The organism is Methylobacterium sp. J-059, from assembly GCF_022829485.1.
Taxonomy (GTDB): domain Bacteria; phylum Pseudomonadota; class Alphaproteobacteria; order Rhizobiales; family Beijerinckiaceae; genus Methylobacterium.
The window spans coordinates 61,812-86,555 of sequence record NZ_JAKSYA010000138.1; the positions used below are offsets into that span (position 1 = coordinate 61,812).

General features: G+C 71.2%; 21 protein-coding genes and 1 pseudogene. 6 read left to right on the top strand and 16 right to left on the bottom strand.

Annotated elements, in window-relative coordinates:
- Positions 1 to 44 precede the first annotated feature (44 nt).
- Together MKK55_RS20475 and recQ are read right to left on the bottom strand one after the other, a co-directional pair.
- Complete coding sequence (locus MKK55_RS20475) at positions 45 to 1,238, bottom strand: hydrolase (RefSeq protein ID WP_243937381.1); 1,194 nt, start codon at positions 1,236 to 1,238, stop codon at positions 45 to 47.
- A gap of 639 nt (positions 1,239 to 1,877) precedes the next feature.
- Positions 1,878 to 3,728 (bottom strand): DNA helicase RecQ, encoded by a 1,851-nt coding sequence (gene recQ / locus MKK55_RS20480; protein WP_243937382.1) that lies wholly within the window; start codon positions 3,726 to 3,728, stop codon positions 1,878 to 1,880.
- 78 nt (positions 3,729 to 3,806) lie between these two features.
- Here recQ and MKK55_RS20485 point away from each other — a divergent pair, with 78 nt between their 5' ends.
- Positions 3,807 to 4,043 carry a type II toxin-antitoxin system VapB family antitoxin gene (locus MKK55_RS20485; protein ID WP_147729277.1) on the top strand — a complete coding sequence of 79 codons (237 nt, stop codon included), beginning with the start codon at positions 3,807 to 3,809 and terminating at the stop codon, positions 4,041 to 4,043.
- Positions 4,043 to 4,447: a type II toxin-antitoxin system VapC family toxin gene (locus MKK55_RS20490; RefSeq protein ID WP_147729276.1), complete on the top strand. Its 405-nt coding sequence runs from the start codon at positions 4,043 to 4,045 to the stop codon at positions 4,445 to 4,447. The genes MKK55_RS20485 and MKK55_RS20490 overlap by 1 nt, the downstream gene beginning before the upstream one ends.
- Before the next feature lie 3 nt (positions 4,448 to 4,450).
- Here the strand turns inward: MKK55_RS20490 and MKK55_RS29090 are convergent, their stop codons facing one another.
- The 6 genes and pseudogenes from MKK55_RS29090 to rpsT all read right to left on the bottom strand — a co-directional run bounded on the left by MKK55_RS29090 (position 4,451) and on the right by rpsT (position 10,264).
- A complete protein-coding gene (locus tag MKK55_RS29090; RefSeq protein WP_279596296.1) occupies positions 4,451 to 4,756 on the bottom strand; it encodes a LysE family translocator in 306 nt (101 codons plus the stop codon).
- Positions 4,757 to 4,844: 88 nt separating this feature from the next.
- Positions 4,845 to 5,063 (bottom strand): annotated as a pseudogene (locus tag MKK55_RS29095) (LysE family translocator); the annotation flags it as partial.
- A gap of 20 nt (positions 5,064 to 5,083) precedes the next feature.
- Complete coding sequence (gene recF, locus MKK55_RS20500; RefSeq protein ID WP_243937383.1) at positions 5,084 to 6,214, bottom strand: DNA replication/repair protein RecF; 1,131 nt, start codon at positions 6,212 to 6,214, stop codon at positions 5,084 to 5,086.
- 56 nt (positions 6,215 to 6,270) lie between these two features.
- Positions 6,271 to 7,389, bottom strand: a complete 1,119-nt coding sequence (gene dnaN, locus MKK55_RS20505; RefSeq protein WP_243937384.1) for a DNA polymerase III subunit beta — start codon at positions 7,387 to 7,389, stop codon at positions 6,271 to 6,273.
- A gap of 201 nt (positions 7,390 to 7,590) precedes the next feature.
- The gene (gene dnaA, locus MKK55_RS20510) at positions 7,591 to 9,078 is read right to left on the bottom strand and encodes a chromosomal replication initiator protein DnaA (RefSeq protein WP_243937385.1); all 1,488 of its coding nucleotides are present in this window, start codon (positions 9,076 to 9,078) and stop codon (positions 7,591 to 7,593) included.
- Positions 9,079 to 9,991: 913 nt separating this feature from the next.
- On the bottom strand, positions 9,992 to 10,264 hold the full coding sequence (gene rpsT / locus MKK55_RS20515) for a 30S ribosomal protein S20 (protein ID WP_147728871.1): 273 nt from the start codon (positions 10,262 to 10,264) through the stop codon (positions 9,992 to 9,994).
- A 292-nt stretch (positions 10,265 to 10,556) separates the two neighbouring features.
- Between rpsT and speB the strand changes: the two genes are divergently transcribed.
- Positions 10,557 to 11,525, top strand: coding sequence for an agmatinase (gene speB / locus MKK55_RS20520; protein ID WP_243937425.1), 969 nt, complete (start codon positions 10,557 to 10,559; stop codon positions 11,523 to 11,525).
- Here speB and MKK55_RS20525 read toward each other — a convergent pair.
- From MKK55_RS20525 to MKK55_RS20535, 3 genes are all read right to left on the bottom strand, one after another.
- On the bottom strand, positions 11,504 to 12,544 hold the full coding sequence (locus tag MKK55_RS20525) for an aldose epimerase family protein (RefSeq protein WP_243937386.1): 1,041 nt from the start codon (positions 12,542 to 12,544) through the stop codon (positions 11,504 to 11,506). The two genes, speB and MKK55_RS20525, sit on opposite strands and share 22 nt — an antisense overlap.
- Before the next feature lie 51 nt (positions 12,545 to 12,595).
- Complete coding sequence (locus MKK55_RS20530) at positions 12,596 to 14,365, bottom strand: ABC transporter ATP-binding protein (RefSeq protein ID WP_243937387.1); 1,770 nt, start codon at positions 14,363 to 14,365, stop codon at positions 12,596 to 12,598.
- Positions 14,366 to 14,472: 107 nt separating this feature from the next.
- Positions 14,473 to 15,003: a Spy/CpxP family protein refolding chaperone gene (locus tag MKK55_RS20535; RefSeq protein WP_243934581.1), complete on the bottom strand. Its 531-nt coding sequence runs from the start codon at positions 15,001 to 15,003 to the stop codon at positions 14,473 to 14,475.
- A 196-nt stretch (positions 15,004 to 15,199) separates the two neighbouring features.
- On the opposite strand from MKK55_RS20535, the gene MKK55_RS20540 reads away from it, so the two are divergent.
- A complete protein-coding gene (locus MKK55_RS20540; RefSeq protein WP_243937390.1) occupies positions 15,200 to 16,144 on the top strand; it encodes a metal ABC transporter substrate-binding protein in 945 nt (314 codons plus the stop codon).
- A gap of 3 nt (positions 16,145 to 16,147) precedes the next feature.
- Here the strand turns inward: MKK55_RS20540 and MKK55_RS20545 are convergent, their stop codons facing one another.
- Together MKK55_RS20545 and MKK55_RS20550 are read right to left on the bottom strand one after the other, a co-directional pair.
- Positions 16,148 to 16,375, bottom strand: coding sequence for a hypothetical protein (locus tag MKK55_RS20545; RefSeq protein WP_147726402.1), 228 nt, complete (start codon positions 16,373 to 16,375; stop codon positions 16,148 to 16,150).
- Between the two features lie 295 nt (positions 16,376 to 16,670).
- Positions 16,671 to 16,934, bottom strand: coding sequence for an amino acid transporter protein (locus tag MKK55_RS20550; protein WP_147726410.1), 264 nt, complete (start codon positions 16,932 to 16,934; stop codon positions 16,671 to 16,673).
- 168 nt (positions 16,935 to 17,102) lie between these two features.
- Here MKK55_RS20550 and MKK55_RS20555 point away from each other — a divergent pair, with 168 nt between their 5' ends.
- Both MKK55_RS20555 and purH read left to right on the top strand, forming a co-directional pair.
- Positions 17,103 to 18,848, top strand: coding sequence for a heparinase II/III family protein (locus MKK55_RS20555; RefSeq protein WP_243937392.1), 1,746 nt, complete (start codon positions 17,103 to 17,105; stop codon positions 18,846 to 18,848).
- A 72-nt stretch (positions 18,849 to 18,920) separates the two neighbouring features.
- Complete coding sequence (purH, locus tag MKK55_RS20560) at positions 18,921 to 20,519, top strand: bifunctional phosphoribosylaminoimidazolecarboxamide formyltransferase/IMP cyclohydrolase (protein ID WP_243937394.1); 1,599 nt, start codon at positions 18,921 to 18,923, stop codon at positions 20,517 to 20,519.
- A gap of 96 nt (positions 20,520 to 20,615) precedes the next feature.
- On the opposite strand, the gene MKK55_RS20565 is transcribed toward purH, so the two are convergent.
- The 3 genes from MKK55_RS20565 to MKK55_RS20575 all read right to left on the bottom strand — a co-directional run bounded on the left by MKK55_RS20565 (position 20,616) and on the right by MKK55_RS20575 (position 24,663).
- Complete coding sequence (locus MKK55_RS20565; RefSeq protein ID WP_243937396.1) at positions 20,616 to 22,322, bottom strand: MFS transporter; 1,707 nt, start codon at positions 22,320 to 22,322, stop codon at positions 20,616 to 20,618.
- A gap of 290 nt (positions 22,323 to 22,612) precedes the next feature.
- The gene (locus tag MKK55_RS20570; protein WP_243937398.1) at positions 22,613 to 24,292 is read right to left on the bottom strand and encodes a cation acetate symporter; all 1,680 of its coding nucleotides are present in this window, start codon (positions 24,290 to 24,292) and stop codon (positions 22,613 to 22,615) included.
- Positions 24,289 to 24,663, bottom strand: coding sequence for a DUF485 domain-containing protein (locus MKK55_RS20575; RefSeq protein ID WP_147726407.1), 375 nt, complete (start codon positions 24,661 to 24,663; stop codon positions 24,289 to 24,291). Before MKK55_RS20575 ends, MKK55_RS20570 begins: the two co-directional genes overlap by 4 nt.
- Between the last annotated feature and the right edge of the window lie 81 nt (positions 24,664 to 24,744).

Here is a 24,744-nt window from a genome sequence, read left to right on the forward strand (position 1 = left end):
CATTCGATCACACATCCGCCCGGCCCGTCCCGGGGTCGGAGCGCTCAGGCGCGGACCGGCACGGCCGTCGCGCCGCCTTCGGACGGGCTCGCCGGCCGCGCCCCGCACCGGCGGTCGATCGCCGCGTGCACCGGCTCCGGCCCGGAGACCAGGGCGATGTAGTCGAACCCGTCCGTGTCCAGGCTCGACATCAAGAGCTGGAAGTGCATCTGAAACAGGTTGAATCGTCGGCCTCGGATGAGACGATGCTCGATCAGGTCCTCCAGCCGGACGTAGCGCGTGGCCGGGCGCCCGCGGTCGGGCGAAGGAACGTCGGAGGCGGTCAGCGGATCGCGCAAGTGGATCGACAGCCAGTCCCACGGCGCGCGCACGTCGAGCCAGCGGATCTGGTCGGCGGCGGCGAAGCGCGCGAGCGCCGCCCGGAACTTCACCGCGGGGCGGTCGAGGGCGATCCAGGGGATCACGCTGCCCAGCGTCACGAACGAGACCGGCGTGCCGCGGGTGCCGAAGGCGGGATCGGCCGAGAGGATCCGGTCGAGCACCTCGACCCCGAGGAAGCTCGACGAGGAATGGCCGATCACCACGACCTCGTCGGCGGTGCCCTCGGCGGCGGCGATGCGCGCGGCCATGGCGTTGAGGCGCTCGGGCATCCGGGCTTCGCGGCCGGCGGCGTGGTCGTGGGTGAAGGCGGTGTCGTCGACGAGGTGGGCGCAGTAGAACGGCTTGCCGCGGGTGATCGCCATGATCCCGGCCAGGATCGCGTAGGCCGCGACCGGTACCGCGAGCCACGACCACGGCCGCCAGTCGGCCGGCAGCGCCAGCGGCAGCAGCGCGGCGAGCCCGAGGCTCAACGCCACGAACACCAGGAACAGGTACTGGACGCCGAAGATCACCATGGCGAAGCTGCGCCCCTCGCGGCGCAGGCGCCGCTCGTAGCCCGAGCGCCTGAGCCGCCACAGCAGGGCCGGCACCGTGAGGAGGCGCCGCCAGTTGGGGCGCGGGAAGCGGGCACGCACGATGTCGTCCCAGCGCAGCAGGCCGTAGCGCGTGCGGGTGCCCCCCGATTCGAGGGTCCAGTCGAGGCTGAGGCGGTCGGCGCTGCGCGACGGGTCGCTCACCGCGATGTCGAGCCCGCGGCGCGCGGCCGTCAGCCGGCTCTCGCGACGGAAGAGGCCCCAGTAGGTCTCGGGCTGGCGCGGATCGAAGCCGGGCAGGTAGAAGACCTGGCGCGTGACCACCTCTTGCGGATCGGCGGTGGGCGTGTCGCTGAATCGGGTGATGACGGAGCGTTCCGGCGCTGTTGCTGTCGAAGGATGCCGGCTCCCTACACGACGGCACGCCCCGGAGACGAGCGAAAAGACGCCGGCGTTATGATCCGCTGAGAAACTCGGGGGGCACCGCAAAGGGTGGCTTTCGGCCTGTCCGCTTCCGGGCAACGGATCGATCGAGGCGGACATCGCCACCCCGCCCGCTCACGGTTGAGAGCGGAGAAGGCCGAGCCGCAGCGCGCGGGCGGCAGATTGTCCGCCGCCCCGCCTGCCTTGGCGTCCATCCCAGACTGTACAAAAGTCGAATGGCACCCAAGCGGTCATACGTATCCGATGGGGGTTGGCCGGACCGAGGAAGTTGACCTAGCTTGGGTCGGTCCGCGAAAGCCGCTGCTTCAACCGCAAACACCCGGCAGTGGGCCACGGCGATGCCGTAGGACGCCTTCTCGCGGTCAAGGTTCGCTTCCCGCGCGGAATTGCGTTTGCTCGACCACCACGGATGGCTGCGTCGGAGGAGCGCCCACGGCTCTCCGCACGTCTGGCGTGGGTCGCGAGAAGCTTGTCGAGCGAGCCTACAAGCTGAGACGTCGCCGATGCCGGCTCCGCCCGTCACGCCGCCGGGGGATGCGCCAGGAACTCGGCGATCGCGGCGACGAACCTTTCGCCGTAGGCCTCGCGCTTGCGCTCGCCGACGCCGTGGACGGTGCGCAGCGCGTAGAGATCCACCGGCTTGCCCTTGGCCATCTCGATCAGCGTCCGATCAGGAAACACCATGAAGGCGGCGATGTTGTCGGCGCGCGCGATGGTGGCGCGCAGGCCGCGCAGGTGCTGGAACAGGGCCTCGTCGGCCGGGCTCAGGTCGTCCGAGCCGGCGTCGCGCACGGCGCCCGCGCGGCGGCGCTCGCGCGGCTCGGCCGATTTCGGCTCCGGGTCGGGGCGGAGCTGCACCGGCTCGCGGCCGAACAGGATCGCCTCGCCCTTGTCGGTCATGGTGAGGCCGCCGTAGCCGTCGGTGTTCTCGGCCACCGCGCCGGCGGCGAAGAGCTGGCGCAGGATCGCGCGCCAGGCGGCGACCGGCTTGTCGGCGCCGACGCCGAAGGTCTTGAGCTGCTCGTGGCCGTTGCGGCGGATCGGCTCGCTCACCTTGCCGTGGACGACGTCGCAGACATAGGCCGCGCCGTAGCGCTGCCCGGTGCGCACGATCGCCGAGAGGATCTTCTGGGCCGGGACCGTGCCGTCGACGAGCGTGACGCCGCCGCGGCAGAGGTCGCACCGGCCGCAATGGCCGCTGGCCTCGTCGAAGTAGGCGAGCAGCGATTGCCGGCGGCAGGCCGCGCCTTCGCACAGCGCGATCATCGCCTCGAGCTTGCGCCGCTCGACGCGGCGGCGCTCGTCCGGCACCTCCTTCTCGTCGATCTGGCGGCGGCGCAGGGCCATGTCGTCGAGGCCGTAGAGAGTCAGCGTGTCGGCGGGCAGCCCGTCGCGGCCGGCGCGGCCGATCTCCTGGTAGTAGCCCTCGACGTTGCCCGGCATGTCGGCGTGGCAGACGAAGCGCACGTCGGGCTTGTTGATGCCCATGCCGAAGGCCACCGTCGCGGTCATCACGACGCCGTCCTCCTGCAGGAAGGTGTCCTGGTTGCGCATGCGCGTGCCCTGGTCGAGCCCGGCATGGTAGGGATACGCGTTGAAGCCGTCCTTCTTCAGGCTCTCGGCCAGCTGCTCGGTGCGCTTGCGCGACGAGCAGTAGATGATCCCGCTCTCGGAGCGGCGGTGCTTGAGGAAGCGCTCGATCTGCCGGGTCGGGTTGTCCTTGGCGGCGAAGGTCAGGCCGATGTTCGGCCGGTCGAAGGAGTGGACGAAGGTCTTGAGGTCGCGCCCTTGGGGAAACAGGCGCTCGGCGATCTCGGCCCGCGTCGCCTTGTCGGCGGTGGCCGTCAGCGCCACGGTCTGGACGTCGCCGAGCGCCTCACGGGCGCGGGACAGCGCGCGATATTCGGGGCGGAAGTCGTGGCCCCATTGCGAGACGCAATGCGCCTCGTCGACCGCGAGCCGGCGGACGCCCGCGCCGCGCAGCGCGTCCATGCAGCCGTCCATCAGCAGGCGCTCGGGCGAGACGAAGAGCAGCCGCAGCTCGTTCGCGCGGATCATCCGCCAGATCTCGCGCGAGACAGATTCGGCCACCGACGAGTTCAGGGTCGCTGCCGCGACGCCGAAGCCGCGCATCTGCTGCACCTGGTCGTGCATCAGCGCGATCAGCGGCGAGACCACGACGGTGAGCGAATCCTCCACCAGCGCCGGCAGCTGGTAGGTCATCGACTTGCCCGAGCCCGTCGGCATCACCGCGAACACGTCCGCGCCCGAGAGCACCGCCTCGATCACCTCGTCCTGGCCGGGTCGGAAATCGTCGTAGCCGAAGGTGGTCTTGAGGGCGCGCCGCGCATCGTCGAGTCGTGAGGTCATGCCTGTCCCAGGTGAAACCACGGCTTGCCGCCGGGGTGCGTATACACTAACAGCAGATTGTCTACACGGAGGCGCGCGATGCCGCTGAACATCCGAAGCGAGGAGGTGAACCGCCTCGCCGACAAACTGGCGGCCCTCGCCCGGGTCAGCAAGACCGAGGCGGTGAAGATCGCGCTGGCCAACGAACTGGAGCGGCGGGATCGCGCCCTACCGCTGGCCGAACGGTTGCGGCCCCTGCTCGATGAGATCGCCGCCGTACCGCGAACGGGTCTGGAGGCCGACAAGGCCTTCTACGACGGCCTGAACGACGAGTGATGTTCGTCGATGCCTCTGCCATGGTCGCGATCATGAGCGCAGAGCCGCCAGCGGCGGCGTTGATCCGGTGCCTCGACCAAGCCGAAGCACCGATCACCTCGGCGCTTGCCGTCTTCGAGACCGTCATGGCCCTCTCGCGAAAGTTGAGTCAGGACGTCGCGAACTCCGAATCGCAGATCGAACGGTTCCTCCTGGCCGCCGGCATCCGATTGGTGCCGATCGCCGCGGCGGAAAGCCACGAAGCCCTCGCCGCGCATGCACGCTACGGCAAGGGCCGCGGGCATCCGGCACAGCTCAATCTGGGCGACTGCTTCGCCTATGCCTGCGCCCAGGTCCACGACGTTCCCCTGCTCTTCGTCGGCGACGACTTTCCGCAGACCGACATTCGCTCGGCGATGGCTTGAGGGTCAGCGCGCGACGATGGCGACGGCGGCGCCGGCCATGACCGTTCCGGCCCCACGATTGATCGCGCGACGGGCGCGAGACGACGTGAAGACCCGGCGCGCGCGGGCCGCGGCGAGCACATAGGTTGCCAGCACCGCACTCAGCACGACGACGATCGTCGCCGCGATCTCCGCGATGCCCAGCGGCGTGAGATGATCGAGGTCGACGACAGTCGGCAGCAGGGCCAGGAAGAACAGGATCACCTTCGGGTTGCCGAAAGTGAGGGTCAGTCCGCCGAGAAACAGGCGAACGGCGCCGTGTCCGGCCATGGGCGCGGCTTCGACCGCGTCGGTGCGGGCGGTCTAGGCTCCCCAGGGCGAGATACGCGAGATAGATCGCGCCGGCGTATTTCAGGACGACGAATCCGATCGCGAAGGTCTGCGCCACCATGGCAAGACCCGCCACCGTCAGCGAGAACCCGACGAGATCGCCCGCGACGAACCCCGCCGCGAAGCCGATGATCCCCGGCGTCCCCCGGGCCAGCACCCGCGCCACGAGCGCGGCGATGCCTGGGCCGGGCGCGGCGACGGCGATGGCATAGACGGCGGCGAAGAAGGCGAGGCTAGACAGCGGCATCGTGGTCACGAGGGTCGAGATCAGGGCCGCGCGATGCGCCCGTCGGCGATGCCGATCACATCGGCCCGCCCGCCGAGCTCGGCGAACATCGCCGCGTCGGCCCCGGTCATGAACACCTGCCCCGGCAACGCGTCGAGCGCCGCGAACAGGCCGGCGCGGCGGCGGGGGTCGAGGTGGGCGGCGACCTCGTCGAGGAGGATCAGCGGCGCGATCCCGCTCATCGCCCGCACCAGCTTGGCATGGGCGAGCACGAGGCCGATCAGCAGCGCCTTCTGCTCGCCGGTCGAGGCGGTGGCGGCCGGCACATCCTTCGGGCCGTGGCGGACCACGAGGTCGCTGGTCTGGGGGCCCGACAGCGTGCGCCCGGCGGCGCGGTCGCGCGGGCGCCCCCGGGCGAGGGCGAGGCGGAAGCGGTCCTCCGCCTCGAGCGCCGGCCAGACCGCGACGAGGTCGTCGAGGTCGCCCTCCAGGCGCAGGGCCGCCCAGGGAAACGGCTGCGCGTCGTCGCGGGTCTCGTGGATCAGGCGATCCAGCCGCTCGGTGGTCTCGCGGCGGGCGAGCGCGACGGCGACGCCGAGCTCGGCGACCTCGCGCTCGATCGCGTCAAGCCAGCGGCCGTCGTTCGGGCGCTCCTCCAGCAGGCGGTTGCGCGAGCGCAGCGCCCGCTCCATCGCCGAGACGCGGGCGCCGTGGCCGGAATCGACCGCGAGCACGAGCCGGTCGAGGAAGCGGCGGCGGTCGCCGCCCGGCCCGCGGAACAGCCCGTCGAGGTCCGGCGTCAGCCAGACCACGCGCAGGAACTCCGAGAAGGCGACCGGGGAGGGCGCGCCGGCCCCGTCGATCCGGCAGAGCCGGCTGACGCGCCCGTCGAAGCCCGGCGGCTCGCATCCGGTCCCGAGGCGGTGCTCCGCCCCGTCGCGCGCCAGCGTCACCGAGACGGCGAACCCGCCGGGGCCGTCCTTGCGCGCCATCGCCGAGAACTCGGCCCGCCGCAGTCCGCGGCCGGGCGCGAACAGCGAGATCGCCTCCAGGATGTTGGTCTTGCCGGCCCCGTTCTCGCCGACGAGCGCGACGAAGCGGTCCGACAGCGGTAGGTCGAGATCGGCGTGGTTGCGGAAGTCGCGGGCGGTCAGGTGGGTGAGGCGCTGCACATCCGCATCATCCGTCTCGTTCGATGGCCCACCCGAGTGCGAAACCGGTGCCTCGCTCACACCCGCATCGGCATCAGCACGTACAGCGCCGAGGCGCCCTCGCGGTCCTGGATCAGGGTCGGGGAGCCCGGGTCGGCGAGCTTGAACAGGGCGGTGTCGCCCTCGAGCTGGCCGGTGATGTCGAGGAGGTAGCGGGCATTGAAGCCGATATCGAGGCCGGCGGCCTCGTAGTCGACGTCGAGCTCCTCCGTCGCGCTGCCCGAATCCGGGTTGTTGACCGAGAGCGAGAGGCGGCCCTCCTGCAGGCCGAGCTTCACCGCCCGGCCGCGCTCCGACGAGATCGTCGAGACCCGGTCCACCGCCCGCGCGAAGGATTCGCGCTCGACGGTGAGGCGCTTGTCGTTTCCGGCCGGGATGACGCGCTGGTAGTCGGGGAAGGTGCCGTCGATCAGCTTGGAGATCAGCGTCACGCCGGAGGCGAAGCGCAGGCGGATCTTGGCGGGCGAGAGGTCGATGGCGACGCTGTCGCCGCCGTCGTCGACGAGCTTCTGGATCTCGGCGACCGCCTTGCGCGGCACGATGATGCCCAGCATGCCGGCGCTGCCCTCCGGCGCGTCGATCTCGACGCGGGCGAGCCGGTGACCGTCGGTGGCGACCGCGCGCAGCTTCAGCCCCTCCGCCTCGATGGTGTGGAGATAGATGCCGTTGAGGTAGTAGCGCGTCTCCTCGGTCGAGATCGCGAACTGGGTCTTCTCGATCAGGCGCTTGAGGTCGGCGGCCGCGATGCCGAAGCTGTGCGGCAGCTCGCCCGCGGCGAGGTCCGGGAAGTCGCCTTCCGGCAGGGCGCCGAGCGCGAAGCGCGAGCGGCCGGAGCGGATCGTCATCTGGCCGGACTCGCCGCCGGTCTCGAGCGAGACCTGCGCGCCCTCGGGGAGCTTGCGCACGATGTCGTAGATCACGTGGGCCGGCACGGTGGTGGCACCCGGATCCGAGACGTCGGCCGGCACGGTCTCGGTCACCTCGATGTCGAGGTCGGTCGCCCGCAGCTGGAGGCCGCCGTCGGTGGCACGCAGCAGCACGTTCGACAGGATCGGGATCGTGTTGCGCCGCTCCACGACGCGGTGCACGTGGCCGAGCGACCGTAGGAGGGCCGCACGCTCGACAGTGACTCTCATCGCAGTACTCTGAATGCTCGAAGGACCGTGCTCGAACGCCGCCGCGGCCGGCGGGTTCGGAGTTTGGCCGTTCAGCTTGGCGAAGCGGCGCCGCGAAGGCAAGGGCGCGATTCGTCCCTCGCACAGGGCGATCGGGGGCGGGACGGGCCGACGACCCGCCCCGCGCGTCCCGCCCCGCGAGAGGGGAGGGACGGAGCAGGATCAATCCTGCAGCATGCGCTTCAGGAGCTCGACCTCGTCGCCGAGAACCGCGTCCTCGCCGATCAGCTTCTCGATCTTGCGCACGGCGTGGAGCACCGTGGTGTGGTCGCGCCCCCCGAAGCGGCGGCCGATCTCGGGCAGCGAGCGCAGGGTCAGCACCTTCGACAGGTACATCGCGATCTGGCGCGGCTTCACCACCGCGGCGGTGCGGCGCTCGCTGAGGATGTCGGAGCGCGAGACGTTGTAGCGCGAGGCGACGAGCTTCTGGATGTCCTCGATCTTGATCCGCTTCGGCTCGCGGTTCTTCACGAGGTCGCGGATCGCGGTCTCGGCCGTCTCCATGGTCACGGCGGTGCCGGTGAGCGTGGCATGGGCCAGCAGGCGGTTCACGGCGCCCTCGAGGTCGCGGCCGTTGGCCGTGATCGCGCGGGCCACGTAGGTCGCCACCGCCGGCGAGACCTCGAAGCTCGGATGCGCCACCCGCACGGCGGCGAGCCGCGCGGAAAGGATCGAGGCGCGCAGCTGCTCGTCCAGCATCCCGATCTCGACCACGAGGCCGCCGGCCAAGCGCGAGCGGACGCGCTCGTCGAGCGCCTCCAGCTCCGTCGGCGGCCGGTCGGAGGCGACGACGACCTGGCGGCCGGCATCGATCAGCGCGTTGATGGTGTGGCCGAACTCGGCCTGGATCGACTTGCCCTGGATGAACTGCACGTCGTCGAGGATCAGCAGGTCGATGCCGCGCAGGCGCTCCTTGAAGGCGAGCGCGTTCTGGGTCTTCAGGGCGTTGACGAAGCCGTACATGAAGCGGTCGGCCGTGAGGTAGATCACCCGGCGGCCGGCCTCGCGGGCGGCGTGGCCGATGCCGTGCAGCAGGTGGGTCTTTCCCAGGCCGACGCCGGCATGGAAGTAGAGCGGGTTGTAGAGCGCACCCTCGCCGTCGTGGCGGGCGACGCGGTCGGCGGCGGCATGCGCCAGGGAGTTCGAGCGGCCGAGCAGGAAGTTCGCGAAGGTGAGCCGCGCGTCGAGGGGCGCGCCGTTGAGCTCGCCGGCGATCTCGGCGCGCATGTCGGGCGCCGGGGTCGTCGGCATCGGGGCGGGCGTGCCGGCGGCGTGGAGGCGGGCGAGCGGGCCGCTGGTCGGGCCGGGCTTCGGGGCGCCGGGCGCCACCGGGCGGACGGGGGCGGTAGTGCCGCGCACGCCGACCTCGATGCGGCCGATCTCTTCGACCTCGGCCTTGAAGGTGTTCAGCACCCGGTCGAGGTAGTGCGACTCGATCCAGCTCTTCAGGAACCGGGTCGGCACGGTGAGGCGGGCGGTGCCGCCGACGACGCAATCCAGCTCCAGGCGGGCGAACCAGCTCGCGAACACGTCCTCGCCGAGCTCGGCCCGCAGGCGGCGCTTCACCCGTCCCCAGGCTGCCGCGGCCTCCGTGGACCCGTTTCCTCCGCCGCTTCCGCCGCCGCCCGACACGCTCTCGTCGACATGCATCACTGACACTCTCCTCGCACCGAGGACGGGAGACCCGCCGACGGGGCGTACGCACGCACACTGGAACACCCCGTGAACACGGGCGGGGCGCAAAAATCGGAGGGAGTCAACCCGTCCGACGACGCTGCTGGTCGATTTGAAGAGCCTATCAACAATTGCCTACGGTAGTTTTAACAGTGGGACTTGCGGGGAAAGCCTTGACCGCCACTTCGGCGAGTCGAGCGGAGTCGAAGCGACACACGATACGGCTTTGATTCGACGCATGATTCGGCTTGGTGGCGGAGATGCTGTGGGTTTGCTGGGGCGTGGTGAGGTTTTGTTAAGCTACACCCGCCCCGAAGACTCCGCAACGAAATGGATTTTTGAAAATGGGTTAACGCTTCGTCACGCGCCAAGCGCGGACAAGGCGCGAACATCGACCGCGCCCTCAGGCGCTTCCGGAGCGCGTCTCGACGGCGGTGTCGCGGGCAACGATCGGTCCGCATCGCCCAGGCTGGCGCCCGGATTTCCGCGTTGCTCGACCCCGCGACGGCGACTGAACGACGGCGTCGTGCCGGCGCGGCGCCGGTGCCCTCTCCCGTTCGGCAGGGGGACAGGGTCAAGGGGGCAGAGTTAGGGGACAGTCCGGGCAGGTCTCACCCCTACCCCGACCCTCTCCCGGACGGGGGAGGGGGCCGCGCGGGCCTTCGAAGGCTCACCGGCTGCCATCGTACGCAAGATGGGTTGATGCGGCAGCCCGCTTCGGGGGAGGGCGATCGCGGAGGGTGCGCGCCTCACGTCGAGCGCGGTCGCCGTCCCGAAGAATGAGGACATGGCCGCGATGGCTCGGGCACACGAAAAAGCCCGGCGCGAAGGCCGGGCTTTTTCGTATCGGGACCTGATGGCGCGTCGGCGGTGCCGACCGCGGCCGCGCTCAGGCGGCGGCGGCCAGGGCCTTCACGCGGGCGGCGAGGCGCGAAACCTTGCGCGAGGCGTTGTTCTTGTGAACGATGCCGCTCTGGGCGGCCCGCATGATCTCCGGCTCGGCGGCGCGGAGCGCGCTGAGGGCGTCGGACTGCACGCCCGCGGCGATGGCCTCCTCGACCTTGCGGACGAAGGTACGCATCCGAGAGCGGCGCGAGCGGTTGATCGCCGTGCGCTTGGCGATCTTGCGGGTCATTTTCTTGGCCGACACGGTGTTGGCCATGGGCATCCTCGTATCAAAGGGCGGGGACCTTCGAGCTCGGGGAGCCTCGGATCGGTCTGCGCTGGGTGTGGCGAATGGCGAAGCCGACGACGCGTGCAACCGCACGGGCCCTCGGCAGAGCCGGCTCTATAGCCACGGGACGCCGCGTCGTCAACGCGGATCGGCGCATCCGGCTTGATCGCGCCGGGCTGGCCCGGGATGATACCGGGCGATCCGGGGAGGGACCAGCGTGGTGCACAGGGTGAGCGAGGCGGATGCGGCTCGCATCGCGGCGTTCCGTCCGGCCTCCGGCATGGAGACGCCGCGCTTTGCCGGCGTGGCGAGCTTCATGCGGCTGCCCTGCCGCGATCCGCGAGGCGCCGAGGGCGTCGAGATCGGCCTCGTCGGCATCCCGTTCGACGGGGCGACCACGAACCGGCCGGGCACCCGCCTCGGCCCGCGCGGCGTGCGCGAGGCCTCGACCGGCACGCGGGCGATCAACCATGCCAGCGGGCTCGCGCCCTACGCGCTGGCGGCCTGCGCCGACCTCGGCGACGTGCCGGTGAACCCGATCGACGCCGGCGAGACCTGCCGGCGGATCGAGGCGTTCATGGGCGGCCTCAGAGCGGCCGGCATCGTGCCGCTCGGCGTCGGCGGCGACCACCTGATCAGCTATCCGATCCTCCGGGCGCTCGGGCGCGACCAACCGCTCGGCCTCGTGCACATCGACGCCCACAGCGACACCGACGACGCGCAGTACGGCGGCACCCGGCTCACCCACGGAACCCCGTTCCGCCGCGCGGTGGAGGACGGCGTGCTCGATCCGCGGCGCTGCGTGCAGATCGGCATCCGCGGCAGCATGGATACGGCGGACGAGCGCGACTGGGCCTGCGCCCGGGGCATCCGCGTCATCACCATGGAGGAGGCCGCCGGCCGCGGCATGCCGGAGGTCGCGGCCGAGGCCCGCGCCATCGCCGGCCGCGGCCCGACCTATCTCAGCTTCGACATCGACAGCCTCGACCCGGCCTATGCGCCCGGCACCGGCACGCCGGAGATCGGCGGGCTGACCACCCGCGAGGCGCTGGCCCTGCTGCGCAGCCTGCGCGGCCTCGACCTCGTCGGCGCCGACCTCGTGGAGGTGGCGCCGCCCCTCGACCCGTCGGGGCTCACCGCGCTCACCGGCGGCCAGCTCGCCTTCGAGATCCTGTGCCTGCTCGCCGACGCGGTCGCCGCACGCCGGGCGGCGCGGGCGGACGCCGATCAGGCGAGCGAGAACCGGTAGGTCGTCGCCGACGTGAAATGCTCGCCGGGCCGCAGCACCGCGGGCGGGAAGCCGGGGTGGTTCGGGGCGTCGGGGAAGGCCTGCGTCTCGAAGCAGACCGCGTCGCCCGAGCGGTAGATCCGGCCGCTCGGGCCGATCAGCGTCCCGTCGAGGTTGTTGCCGGTGTAGAGCTGCAGGCCCGGCAGCGTCGTCGCCACGTCGAGGCGGCGCCCGCTCCCCGGCTCGATGCAGGTCGCCGCCGGCCGCAGCCTTCCGTCCGCATCGCGGAGGACGAAGCAGTGGTCGTAGCCCTTGGCGAACGCGAGCTGCGGATCGCCGTCGCGGATGCGCCGGCCGAGCGCCATGCCGGTGCGGAAGTCGAACGCCGTGCCGGCCACCGGCCGCAGCGTGCCGGTGGGCACCTGCGTCGCGTCGGTCTCCAGCACCGCGTCGGCCGGGATCGTGACGACGTGACCCATGACGTCGCCGGCGCCTTCGCCCGCCAGGTTGAAGTAGCCGTGGTTCGTCAGGTTGAGCACGGTCGGGCGATCGGTATGCGCGCGGTAGTCGATCCGCAGCGTCCCGTCCTCGGGCAGGCCGTAGGTCACCGCGACGTCGAGGTTGCCCGGAAATCCCTCCTCGCCGTCGGGCGAGCGGCGCGCGAGCGTCAGGTGCGCGTCATCGACCGATTCGACGCGCCACATCCGCCGGTCGAAGCCGCGCGGCCCGCCATGCATCGCGTTCGGCGGCTCGTTGATCGGCAGGGCGTAAGCGTGGCCGTCGACCGTGAAGCGCCCCTTGGCGATGCGGTTGGCGAAGCGCCCGATCAGGCCGCCGAAATGCGGGCTTTTGGTCTCGTAGCCCGCCACCGTATCGAGGCCGAGCACGACGCTGCCGACGCGCCCCCCGCGATCCGGCGTCTCGATCGCGGTGACGATCCCGCCGTAATCGAGCACCTGCACGCGCAGCGGCCCGCGCACCAGGGTGAAGCGCGTCACCGTCTCCCCGTCCGCCGTCCGTCCGAAGGTCTCGCCCGTCATCGCCCGTTCCCGTCCCGTGACGCGGGGATTACGCGCGAGACCCGATTCGGCTCACGACACCGGCGCCGATGCCGGGTCGTCCGAAAGCTGCATCCGGTGCAGGCGGGCATAGGCTCCGCCCTGGGCGATCAGGGCCTCGTGCCGCCCGGTCTCGACGACGCGGCCGGCCTCCATCACCACGATCAGGTCGGCCTCGCGCACGGTCGAGAGCCGGTGGGCGATGACCAGGGTGGTGCGGCCCTTCATCAGCCGGGTCAGCGCGTCCTGCACCAGGCGCTCGGATTCCGAGTCGAGGGCCGAGGTCGCCTCGTCGAGGAGCAGGATCGGCGCGTCCTTGAGGAAGGCGCGGGCGAGCGAGATGCGTTGGCGCTCGCCGCCCGAGAGCCGCCCGCCGGCGGGCCCGACGCGGAAGTCGTAGCCCTCGGGCAGCCGCGCGACGAAGCCGTGGGCGGCGGCGGCCTCCGCGGCGGCGACGATTTCGGGCATCGTGGCGCCGGGCCGGCCGAAGCCGATATTGGCGGCGATGGTGTCGTCGAACAGCACCACCTCCTGCGACACCACCGCGACGGCCGCGCGCAGCGACGCCAGCGTCACCCCGCGCACGTCCTGCCCGTCGATGGCCACCGTTCCGGCGGTGGCGTCGTAGAGGCGGGGCACGAGGTTCAGCAGCGAGGACTTGCCCGAGCCCGAGCGGCCGACCAGCGCCGTGGTCGAGCCGGCCGGCACGACGAGGTCGATGCCCTCCAGCGCCGGCGCGTCCGGCCGGTAGCGGAAGTGCAGGTTCCGGTAGGCGATCTCGCCCGGTCCCCGCCTCAGCGCGACGGCGGCGGGCGCCTCCCGGATCGTCGGCGCCTCGTCCATCAGCGCGAAGTAGCGGGTCAGCGCGGCGGCCGCCTCCTGCAGGATCGCGTTGAGGGTGCCGAGCGCGCGGGCCGGCTGGGCGGCGAGCAGGAGCGCGGCGACGTAGCCGGTGAAGTCGCCCACCGTGCGCTCGCCCGCCATCACCCGCTGGCCGACCAGCATCAGCACCGCCGCCACGGCGAACCCGCCGCCGACCTCGAGCAGCGGGTCGAGGCGCCCGCGGGCGTTGGCGGCCTTCATCTTCAGTCGCCGGACCGAGTCGAGCGCGTCGGCCGCGCGGCCCTTGAGGTAGCCCTCCATCGCGTAGGTTTTTGCGATGCGCACCCCCTGGAGGCTCTCGGAAATCAGGCTGGCGGTGGCACCCATCTGCTCCTGGGTGGTGGTGGAGACGCGCCTGAGCTTCTTGCCGATCCGCCCGATCGGCCCGGCGACGAAGGGCACGGTGACCGCGGCCACCAGCGTCAGCACCGGATCCATCCAGATCAGCGCCGCGACGAGGCCGACGAGCATGGCGACGTCGCGCAGCAGCACGGTCGAGATCCGGGTCAGCGCCTCCTTGATGAAGGCGAAGTCGGTGGTGAAGCGCTGGGTGAAGGCGGCCGGGCTCTCGCGCCCGAGCTGCGCCAGGTCGGCGTCGATCAGGTGCCCGTAGAGCGCGGCCTGCATGTCGGCCTCGACCCGGGTCACGACGCGGTTGGTCAGCACCGTCTGGCCGAACAGCGCGAAGCCGCGCACCGAGGTGACGACGATGACGATCAGCGGGCCGTAGGCCAGCGCGCCCGCATCCTTGCGGTCGAAGGCGTCGAACGCGCCCTTGATCAGCGCCGGGTACAGGCCGGTCGAGGCGCCGACCAGGGCGATGAGCACCAGCACCACGGCCAGCGTGCCCCGGTGCGGCGACAGCCACTCGCGCCAGAGCCGGCGGAGCAGGGGGATCGTGTCGCCCTTCAGGCGCGCCATCGCGGGTTCCGAGATCGTCCGGGCGAAGGGCGCCGGCCCACCGTCGCCCGAGGCGGCGGTGGCGCGGGTGTGCCGCCCCGGCCGCCGCGGATCAAGCGCCGCCTGCGTCAGCGCCCGTCGCGGGGGCCTTGCTCGCCCTCGCCGCCGTCCTCGCCACGGCCGCCGTGGCGGTGCCGATGGCCGCCCATCGGCCCGGCCAGGATCATCGCCCGGCGCTTCTGGTCGGGGTCGAGGGTGGCGTAGAGCGGCCCCGAGGCGTCGGCGAGCTTGCCCAAAGCCGCGCCGCGGGCGGTGGCGGCATCCGCCATGGCGCGCAACGCCGCCGGCGCGTCCTCGTCCATGCGCTTGCGATCGCGCATCGCGGCCATGCGCTCGCGGCGCTGGCGGGCGAGGTCGCGCATCGCCGTCTCGACCGGCGGCCACAGCTTCTCCTGGTCGGCGTTGAGGCGCAGGCCTGCATGGAGCGCCGCGATGCGGGCGTCGGCGAAGGCCGCGCGGTCCTCGGGGGAGAGCCGGCTCCAATGGCCGCCCCAGCGGCGGGGCGGGCCGTCCTCGCCGTCGCGCGCCGCGACCGCGCCGGCCAGGGCAAGGCCGGCGAGGCCGGCGACGAGGGCACCCTTGATCACACGTCCGACCATCTCGGTCTCCCTTCCTTCCGCGGCGAGCCCGGATCGGGTGCCGCCGGATCCGCAGCGCGGCCGAGCCGACCGGCCGTCCCGCTGCCGCACCGATCACACCGCATCCGTGTTTCGGCGGTATGTCGCCGCGCGCGGCTTGGCGATGTAACACTATTACACTATCAGCACGCCGGACGGCTGCGAGGAGTGCTCGACGATGGCGACCCGGACCACGACGCGACTCGGCCTCCTCCGAGCGACGGCCCTGGCGCTGTGCCTGCACGCCGCATCGCTTCCGGCCTTCGCGGCGGACCGCGTGCGGGCGGTGGCGACCTTCTCGATCCTCGGCGACCTCGTGCGGCAGGTCGGCGGAGACGCCGTCGCGGTGACCACCCTCGTCGGGCCCGATGCGGATGCCCACGGCTACAGCCCGGCGCCCGGCGATTCGCGGACGCTGGCCGCCGCCGACATCGTGTTCGTCAACGGCCTGGGCTTCGAGGGCTGGCTCGACCGGCTGATCCGCGCCTCCGGCTCGAAGGCGCCCGTCGTCGTCGCCTCGGCCGGGGTTGCGACGATTCCCGGCCGGCACGACCATCACCACGGCGGCGCGGGCGGCCACGACCCGGCGTCGAGCCCCGACCCGCATGCCTGGCAGAGCATCCCGAACGCCATGGTCTACGTCGCCAACATCCGCGATGGCCTGGCGAGGGTCGATCCGGGCCATGCCGCCGACTACGCCCGCAACGCCGAGGCCTATCTCGCCCGGCTCGACGCGGTCGACGCCGAGATCCGCGCGACGCTCGCCAGGATTCCCCCCGAGCACCGCAAGGTCATCACCACGCACGACGCCTTCGGCTACTTCAGCGCCGCCTACGGCCTGACCTTCCTGGCGCCGCAGGGGGTCTCGACCGACAGCGAGGCGAGCCCGCAGGACGTCGCCCGGATCATCCGGCAGGTCCGCCAGGACAAGGTGCCGGCGGTGTTCATCGAGACCATCGCCGACCCGCGCCTGATGCAGCAGGTGTCGCGCGAGAGCGGCGCGCGGATCGGCGACAAGGTCTATTCCGACGCGCTGTCCGGGGCGGCCGGCCCGGCATCGACCTATCTCGACATGATGCGGAGCAACCTGCGCGCGTTCGGCGCGGCGCTGGGGCCGTCGTGACGCTCAGAGCAGGCCGAGCTGACCGCCGCCGTCACCGGAGTTGCGGCGCTTCGGGCCGCGCCCGACCAGCACGCCGGCGCCCGACACCATCGCCTTGAAGGCGGCGACGTCGGCATAGGCCTGGACCTGGGTCCGGAACCGGACGGGCGAGCACACCACCGGTCCGTTGCGGTCGTCGACCAGCGTCCACAGCCAAAGGCCGCTCGGATCCTCGGTGATATCGAACCGCATCGACGCTGCCCCCCGGCAGGTGCTGGATGCTTCTTCGATACATCGGAAAAAAGCTCGGCGGGTAAACGGCTTAGGGCGTTCAAGACTTTGCCGGCAACGAACCGTCGAATCGGCCCGATCGTCCCCGCTTTCATCGGTTTCCACAGGGACGGCGGCCGGCGCCAAGCCGCGTCGTCCCGCGACCCGTCTCGTCGTGCAGTCTAGTCGTGCGCTCGCCGCGTCAGCCAAAACGCCCAGAGGCCGAGCATCAATCCGCAAATCGGAAAGGCGAACATCAACAGAACATGCGGATCGCTCATCGGAGGGTCCTGAGAATTCTGCGTCCGAGCCAATGTAGGGCCGCACTCGTCATCGCGCAAAGGAGAAGGTTGGCGCCCAGGAGCGCAGCTCCGAAGTCGATGCCGGCGAGCCGCCCGGAGAAGACAGGTGCAAGGCCGCCCACGGCCAGGATCGCGATGGCGACGCCGTTCACGTAGGTCGCGGTGAGCTTGGCGCTCTCGTTGGCGACGAGCTTGGCACGATCGCCCGCGTCTTGCGGAGCCTTGGATTCAGAGACCATCAGGCAGCATGGCGGGCGACCCGGCACGGGGAAACGGTCGGCCGGCGCCGCGGCACCCGTCACCTCCAGCAATGACAGATCGTAAACCGATGGTTAAGACGCCCGCTCTAGCTTGATCGTGAGAGTGACCGGCGCCGATCTCCGCGCACCGGCCTTCAGGGGAACCGCGTGCGTTGGGGGGCTGATCGCTGGCGCTTGTATCGGCTGGTCGGACGCGAGGTCGCCCGGACCGCACGCGCCGCCTCGGCCCGCTTCACCGCGCCGCCGGACATCCTCGCCCGCGTCCGCGTCACCGGCCTCGTGATCGCGCCGCACGACCTGCGCACCTCCGACGCCACCTTCGCCGACGACATCTATGCCGGGCTCTTCGTCTTCGCCGGGCGCTCGCTCGCGGTGAGCGGCGGCTCGCCGTTCGACTACACGCCGCCCTCGCCGGAATGGGCCGACGTGCTCTACGGCTTCGGCTGGCTCAGGCACCTGCGCGCCGCCGATACGGCGCTTGCCCGCGCCAACGCCCGCGCCTTCGTGGCCGATTTCGTGGCCGGGCGCGGCGACCCGACGCTGGCGCGCCAGACGCCGGTGGCCGCCCGCCGGCTGATCTCGTTCCTGAGCCAGTCGCCGCTGGTGCTGGAAGGGGCCGACCACGCCTTCTACCAGACCTTCCTCAGGGCGCTGGCCCGCGGGGCGCAGCAGCTCGAGCGCGACCTGCGGCGCGGGGTGCCGCCGCAATGGCGGCTGAACGCGGCCGTCGCGCTCTGCTTCGCCGGGCTGTGCTGCGAGGGTATCCAGCCGATCCTGCGGCGCGCCACCCGCGTGCTGTCGCGCGAGCTCGACCGCCAGATCATGCCGGATGGCGGCCACCGCTCGCGCGATCCGCGCTTCGCGATGGAGCTGCTCCTCGACCTGCTGCCCCTGCGCCAGAGCTATCTCAGCCGTAGCGTCGAGCCGCCCGAGGCCCTGCTGCGCGCCATCGACCGGATGCTGCCGCTGCTGCGCCTGCTGCGCCACGCCGACGCCTCGCTGAGCCATTTCAACGGCATGGGCGCGACGGCCGCCGATCACCTCGCGACGCTGCTGATCTACGACGGCGCCCTGGCGCAGCCGATGATGCACGCGCCGAATTCCGGCTACGAGCGGCTGGAAGGCGGCCGCATCGTCGTCATCGCCGACGTCGGCGCCCCGCCGCCGCTGCCGTACTCGCTCAATGCCGGGGCCGGCTGCCTGTCGTTCGAGATGTCGAGCGGGCCGCAGCGGATCGTGATCAATTGCGGCCTGCCCGCGAGCGGCCCGGAGCTGCGCCGGCTCGCCCGCACCACGGCCGCCCACTCCACCGCCTGCGTCGCCGACGCATCGTCCTGCCGCTTCCTCGGGTCCGGCGGGTGGTGGGGCGAACGCGTCGCGGCGCGGTGGCTCGAACGCCGCGTCGGCCCCGTGGTCCTGCGCGGGCCGGCGGCGGTGAAGGCCGAGCGCAGCGACGAGGGCGCCTCCACCGTGCTCGCCGCCCGGCACGACGGCTACGCCCGCGACCACGGCATCGTCCACGAGCGACGCTGGCAGCTCGCCGGCGCCGAGGGGCGGCTCGACGGGCAGGACGCGTTCCTGCACGCGTCCGCGAGGAAGGGCCGGCCGCGGACGCAGGACGTGGCGATCCGCTTCCACCTGCACCCGGCGATCGCGGTGCGCCTTCAGGAGGACGGGCTCGAGCTGTCCTCGCCGCTCGGCGAGGTCTGGACCTTCCACGCCACCGGCGCCGAGATCCGGCTGGAGGAGAGCGTCTACTTCGCCGGCCTCACCGGCGCGCGCCGCACCGACCAGATCGTGCTGCACGTGGCCGTCCACGACGACGTGCGCGTCGACTGGACGTTCCAGCGCCTCGCCTCGGCACCCGGACGCACGCCGAGCGCGGCGGCCTGACCGGCCTTCTGGCCCGGCGGCGGCCATTCGTGCTACCGCGCCCGGAACACCCTCGAAACGACAAGACCCACGATGTCGCATGATCAGGTGCGGGTTGCCCGCGCGCTCCTTTCCGTCTCCGACAAGGCGGGGCTCGTCGACTTCGCCCGCGCCCTGAGCGCGCGCGGCATCGCCCTGGTCTCCACCGGCGGAACCCACAAGGCGCTGACCGAGGCCGGGCTGCCGGTCACCGAGGTCGCCGAGCTCACCGGCTTCCCCGAGATGATGGACGGCCGGGTGAAGACGCTTCATCCGGCGGTGCATGGCGGGTTGCTCGCCATCCGCGACAACCCCGAGCACCAGGCCGCGCTCGCCGCCCACGGCATCGGCGCGATCGACCTGCTGGTGGTCAACCTCTACCCGTTCGAGGCGACGATCGCGGCCGGACGCGACTACGACGACTGCGTCGAGAACATCGACATCGGCGGGCCGGCGATGATCCGCGCGGCGGCCAAGAACCATGGCGACGTCGCGGTGGTGACGGACGTCTCCGACTACGGCGCGGTTCTGGAGGCGCTGGCGCAGGGCGGCGGCACGCTCACCCGGCCCTTCTGCCGGCAGCTCGCCCAGAAGGCCTATGCCCGCACCGCGGCCTACGATGCGGCGATCGCCAACTGGATGTCCGCCCACGTGGAAGCCGCCGGCACGGCACCGTTCCGCAGCTTCGGCGGCCAGCTCGCGCAGGGCCTGCGCTACGGCGAGAACCCGCACCAGGCGGCCGCCTTCTACCGCGCGCCGGGGATCGCGCGGGCCGGGATCGCCACCGCACGGCAGGTGCAGGGCAAGGACCTGTCCTACAACAACCTCAACGACACCGACGCGGCCTACGAGTGCGTCGCCGAGTTCGATCCGGCCCGCGCGGCGGCGGTGGCGATCATCAAGCACGCCAATCCCTGCGGCGTCGCCGAGGGCGCGAGCCTGACCGAGGCCTATGCCCGTGCGCTCGCCTGCGACCCGACCTCGGCCTTCGGCGGCATCGTCGCCCTCAACCGGCTCCTCGACGCGGATGCCGCCCGCGAGATCGTCAAGATCTTCACCGAGGTCATCATCGCTCCCGAGGCGTCGGAGGAGGCGATCGCGATCGTCGCCGCCAAGAAGAACCTGCGCCTGCTGCTCGCCGGCGGCCTGCCGGATCCGCGAGCCGCGGGCGAGACCGTGCGCACGCTCGCCGGAGGCCTGCTGGTGCAGGGCCGCGACGCCATGGTCGTCGACGACATGGCGCTGAATGTGGTCACGCGGCGCGCGCCGACGGAAGCCGAGCTCGCCGACCTGCGCTTCGCCTACCGGGTCGCCAAGCACGTGAAGTCGAACGCCATCGTCTACGCCAAGGGCGGCGCCACCGTCGGCATCGGCGCCGGGCAGATGTCGCGGGTCGACTCCTCGCGCATCGCCGCCTGGAAGGCCGCCGAGGGTGCCCAGCGCCTCGGCCTCCCGGACAGCCTCGCGGTCGGCGCGGTGGTGGCCTCCGACGCGTTCTTCCCCTTCGCCGACGGCCTGATGGCGGCGGCCGAGGCCGGCGCCACCGCCGTGATCCAGCCCGGCGGCTCGATGCGGGACGACGACGTGATCCGCGCCGCCGACGCGGCCGGGCTGGCGATGGTGTTCACGGGGGTGCGCCACTTCCGGCACTGAGCGGCGTCGCAGCCCCCTCGAATGAGGGAAGGCCCCGCCGACCGGCAGGGCCTTCTCGTTGTCGTGCCGATCCGTGCGCGGCGACGATCTCGTCGCTCAGCGGCGCGGGGCCGGGGCGTCCGCGTCGGCGTAGATGTCGCGGTCCTTGGTCTCGGGCACCAGGAACAGGCCGATGATCACCGTCGCGACGGCGATGACGATCGGGTACCAGAGGCCGTAATAGATATCGCCGGTCTGGGCGACCATCGCAAAGGCGGTGGCCGGGAGCAGGCCGCCGAACCAGCCGTTGCCGATGTGGTAGGGCAGGGACATCGAGGTGTAGCGGATCTGGGTCGGGAACAGCTCGACCAGCATCGCCGCGATCGGCCCGTAGACCATCGTCACGAACAGGACGAGGACGAACAGCAGCCCGATCACGCTCGCCACCTGCGGCCGGAAGATGTCGAACGGATTCGACATCTTCACGATGCCGGCGTCGTTCGCCTTCGGGTAGCCCGCCGCCTGCAGGGCCGCGGTGGCGGCCTTGTTGAAGTCCGCGGCCGGGCTGCCGGCGGGGAACGGCACGGCGGTGTCGTTGACCTTGACCACGGTCGGCTGGCCGGCGGGGCCGGCTTCGGTGGCGTACTTCACCGACGACTTCGAGAGGAAGTCGCGGGCGAGGTCGCACGGCGCCGAGAACACGCGGGTGCCCACCGGGTTGAACAGGTTCCCGCACTCCTTCGGGTCGGCCACCACCGTGACCTTCACCTGGTCGATCGCCCGCTCAAGCGCCGGGTTCGCCACCGAGGTGAGCCCGTGGAACAGCGGAAAGAAGCTCGCGGCGGCGATCGCGCAGCCGGCCAGGATGATCGGCTTGCGGCCGATCTTGTCCGAGAGCCATCCGAAGAACACGAAGAAGCCGGTCCCGAGCAGGAGCGACCAGGCGATCAGCAGGTTCGCGGTGTAGCCGTCCACCTTCAGGATCGATTGCAGGAAGAACAGCGCGTAGAACTGGCCCGTGTACCAGACCACGCCCTGGCCCGCGACGAGGCCGAACAGGGCGATGAGCGCGATTCTGGCGTTCTTCCACTGGCCGAAGGCCTCCGTCAGCGGCGCCTTGGAGGTGGTGCCTTCCTCCTTCATCTTCTTGAAGGCCGGCGACTCGGAGAGCTGCAGGCGGATCCAGACCGAGATGCCGAGCAGCAGCACCGAGACCAGGAACGGGATGCGCCAGCCCCAAGCCTTGAACGCCTCCTCGCCGGTGAACGAGCGGGTCGCCAGGATCACCAGCAGCGACAGGAACAGGCCGAGCGTCGCGGTGGTCTGGATCCAGCTCGTGTAGAAGCCGCGCCGTCCGTTCGGGGCGTGTTCGGCGACGTAGGTCGCGGCACCGCCGTACTCGCCGCCGAGCGCGAGGCCCTGCGCGAGGCGCAGCACGATCAGGATGATCGGCGCCGCGATGCCGATGGTCTCGGCGTTGGGCAGGATGCCGACGATGAAGGTCGACAGGCCCATGATCAGGATGGTGACGAGGAAGGTGTACTTGCGGCCGACGAGGTCGCCGACGCGGCCGAACACCAGGGCGCCGAACGGGCGGACGATGAAGCCGGCGGCGAAGGCGAGCAACGCGAAGATGTCGCGCGTGGCCGGCGGGTAGGCCGAGAAGAACTGCGCCCCGATGATCGCGGCGAGCGAGCCGTAGAGGTAGAAGTCGTACCACTCGAACACGGTGCCGAGGGACGACGCGAAGATCACGCGCTTCTCGGCCGAGGTCATCGGCCGTGCCGCGTCTCCCGGCCGTGGGACTGCGGTTGCAGCAACCATCTTGAAATTCCTCCCGATCCGTCGTGTCCCGGTGCTCCTTTCGCGGAACCGGGCTTGGGACGACGCGCTCGCGTCGTCCGGCCGTTCGGCAAGAACCGAACACGCGATTGTTACCCGAGGCCTCGATTCTGCCAACAGGTCGGACGGGCGGAACGGAAGGAATGCAGACGTTGTAACAGGTTTGCTTCGGCTCGTGCGCGAAGCAGGCCTGTCGCGGAGCCGTGCCGCGACGAAGAAGGGGCGCGGCGGATGCCGCGCCCCCTCGAAAGGCGTCGCCGGTGTGGCGGGCGTCAGTGCGCGTGGGCGCCCTCCGCACCGATGCCGGTCTCCGAGCGCACGAACTGCGCTTCGAAGGCGGCGCGCTCGCGCTCGGCCCGCCGCGACTTGTCGAGCGTCGAGACGATCCAGATCGTCGCGAACGCCAGCGGCATCGAGAACAGCGCCGGGTTGTCGTAGGGGAAGATCGCCGCCGCATGGCCGAGCGTCGCGACCCACACGGCCTTCGAGAGCACCACCATCGTCACCGCCGAGATCAGCCCGACGAGGCCGCCGAGCAACGCGCCCCAGGTCGTGGTGCCGCGCCACAGGATCGACATGGCCAGGACCGGGAAGTTGCAGCTCGCCGCCACCGAGAAGGCGAGGCCGACCATGAACGCCACGTTCTGGTTCTCGAACACGTAGCCGAGGTAGATCGCCACGATGCCGATCACCACCGCCGCGATCTTCGAGAGGTTAACCTCGTGCTTCTCGGTGGTGCGCCCGCGGGCGATCACCTGGGCGTAGAGGTCGTGGCTGACGGCGGACGCACCGGCCAGCGTCAACCCGGCGACGACCGCGAGGATGGTCGCGAACGCCACCGCCGAGATGAAGCCGAGGAAGTACGGCCCGCCGACCGCGTTGGCGAGGTTGACGGCGACCATGTTGGTCCCGCCGAGCATGTCCTTCAGCTTGTCGAACGCGCCGGCCGGCCCGAGCTTGAAGTAGGACGGATCCGACATCAGCAGGGCGATGCCGCCGAAGCCGATGATGAAGGTGAGGATGTAGAAGTAGCCGATCAGGCCGGTGGCGTAGAACACCGACTTGCGGGCGGCCTGGGCGTCCGAGACGGTGAAGAAGCGCATCAGGATGTGCGGCAGGCCGGCGGTGCCGAACATCAGGCCGACGCCGAGCGAGATCGCCTCGACCGGGTTCGACACGAGGCCGCCGGGCGCCATGATCGCGTCGCCCTTCGGATGCGTGGCGACGGCCGAGGCGAACAGCGCCTCCGGGTTGAAGCCGTACTTGAGCAGCACGGCCCCGGCCATGAAGGTGGCGCCGCCGAGCAGCAGGCAGGCCTTGATCACCTGCACCCAGGTGGTGGCCTTCATGCCGCCGAAGGCGACGTAGACGATCATCAGCACGCCGACGATCACCACCGCGTAGAGGTAGGGCAGGCCGAACAGGAGCTGGATCAGCTTCCCCGCGCCGACCATCTGGGCGATCAGGTAGAACGCTACCACGACCAGCGTTCCGGTCGCGGAGATGATGCGGATCGAGGTCTGGTCGAGGCGGAAGCTCGCCACGTCGGCGAAGGTGAACTTGCCGAGGTTGCGCAGGCGCTCGGCGATCAGGAACAGCACGATCGGCCAGCCGACGAGGAAGCCGGTGGAGTAGATCAGCCCGTCGAAGCCCGAGGTGTAGACGAGGCCGGAGATCCCGAGGAACGAGGCCGCCGACATGTAATCGCCGGCGATCGCCAGCGAGTTCGTGCCGGCTGAGATGCCGCCGCCCGCGGCGTAGAAGTCGGCCGCGGACTTGGTGCCCTTGGCCGCCTTGTAGGTGATGCCCAGCGTGAACAGCACGAAGAACAGGAACATGCCGATGGCCGGCCAGTTCGTCGCTTGCTGCTGCACGGCGCCCATGTCGGGGCCGGCCGCGAGCGCGGGGCCGGACAGCAGGGCGGCTCCCAGGAATGACAGGGTGCGGATCATCGTCCGAGGCTCCGCTTGAGTTCGGCGGCCAGGGCGTCGTAGCGGGTGTTGGCGCGCATGACGTAGAGGCCGGTGAGGAGGAAGGCGAAGAGGATCACGACGACCCCCATGAGAAGGCCGACCGACGCGGTGCCGCTGCCGAGCTTCACCGCGAGCAGGCTCTTGTCGAAGGCGATCAGGCCGATGAAGCCGAAATAGACGAGCAGCATCAGGCCGGTGAGGATCCAGCCGAAGCTCGTGCGCTCTTGGACGAGCTGGCGGAAGATCGGGCTCTTCGCGACTTCGTCGTAGGCGGGTCCGGACGCGGTGCTGCCGGGCCGCGGCACCGCTGGGGCGGGGCGGCCGTCGAGGCCGCTTGTGGTGATGGACATGTGTGCTCCCTCCGATGAAGGGGTACCCGCGATCGGGCCCGCCTTCCGGTCGACGTGACTGCATTTTTTGCATGTTGGAGG

Bases quoted from the DNA above. Each gene is read 5' to 3' on its own strand.
- dnaN (WP_243937384.1), bottom strand. From the start codon at position 7,389: ATGAGAGTCACTGTCGAGCGTGCGGCCCTCCTACGGTCGCTCGGCCAC.
- recQ (WP_243937382.1), bottom strand. From the start codon at position 3,728: ATGACCTCACGACTCGACGATGCGCGGCGCGCCCTCAAGACCACCTTC.
- MKK55_RS20565 (WP_243937396.1), bottom strand. From the start codon at position 22,322: ATGGTTGCTGCAACCGCAGTCCCACGGCCGGGAGACGCGGCACGGCCG.
- MKK55_RS20535 (WP_243934581.1), bottom strand. From the start codon at position 15,003: ATGGTCGGACGTGTGATCAAGGGTGCCCTCGTCGCCGGCCTCGCCGGC.
- MKK55_RS20485 (WP_147729277.1), top strand. From the start codon at position 3,807: ATGCCGCTGAACATCCGAAGCGAGGAGGTGAACCGCCTCGCCGACAAA.
- MKK55_RS20525 (WP_243937386.1), bottom strand. From the start codon at position 12,544: ATGACGGGCGAGACCTTCGGACGGACGGCGGACGGGGAGACGGTGACG.
- MKK55_RS20545 (WP_147726402.1), bottom strand. From the start codon at position 16,375: ATGCGGTTCGATATCACCGAGGATCCGAGCGGCCTTTGGCTGTGGACG.
- MKK55_RS20550 (WP_147726410.1), bottom strand. From the start codon at position 16,934: ATGGTCTCTGAATCCAAGGCTCCGCAAGACGCGGGCGATCGTGCCAAG.
- rpsT (WP_147728871.1), bottom strand. From the start codon at position 10,264: ATGGCCAACACCGTGTCGGCCAAGAAAATGACCCGCAAGATCGCCAAG.
- MKK55_RS20490 (WP_147729276.1), top strand. From the start codon at position 4,043: ATGTTCGTCGATGCCTCTGCCATGGTCGCGATCATGAGCGCAGAGCCG.
- MKK55_RS29090 (WP_279596296.1), bottom strand. From the start codon at position 4,756: ATGGCCGGACACGGCGCCGTTCGCCTGTTTCTCGGCGGACTGACCCTC.
- MKK55_RS20540 (WP_243937390.1), top strand. From the start codon at position 15,200: ATGGCGACCCGGACCACGACGCGACTCGGCCTCCTCCGAGCGACGGCC.
- purH (WP_243937394.1), top strand. From the start codon at position 18,921: ATGTCGCATGATCAGGTGCGGGTTGCCCGCGCGCTCCTTTCCGTCTCC.
- speB (WP_243937425.1), top strand. From the start codon at position 10,557: ATGGAGACGCCGCGCTTTGCCGGCGTGGCGAGCTTCATGCGGCTGCCC.
- dnaA (WP_243937385.1), bottom strand. From the start codon at position 9,078: ATGCATGTCGACGAGAGCGTGTCGGGCGGCGGCGGAAGCGGCGGAGGA.
- MKK55_RS20530 (WP_243937387.1), bottom strand. From the start codon at position 14,365: ATGGCGCGCCTGAAGGGCGACACGATCCCCCTGCTCCGCCGGCTCTGG.
- MKK55_RS20570 (WP_243937398.1), bottom strand. From the start codon at position 24,292: ATGATCCGCACCCTGTCATTCCTGGGAGCCGCCCTGCTGTCCGGCCCC.
- MKK55_RS20575 (WP_147726407.1), bottom strand. From the start codon at position 24,663: ATGTCCATCACCACAAGCGGCCTCGACGGCCGCCCCGCCCCAGCGGTG.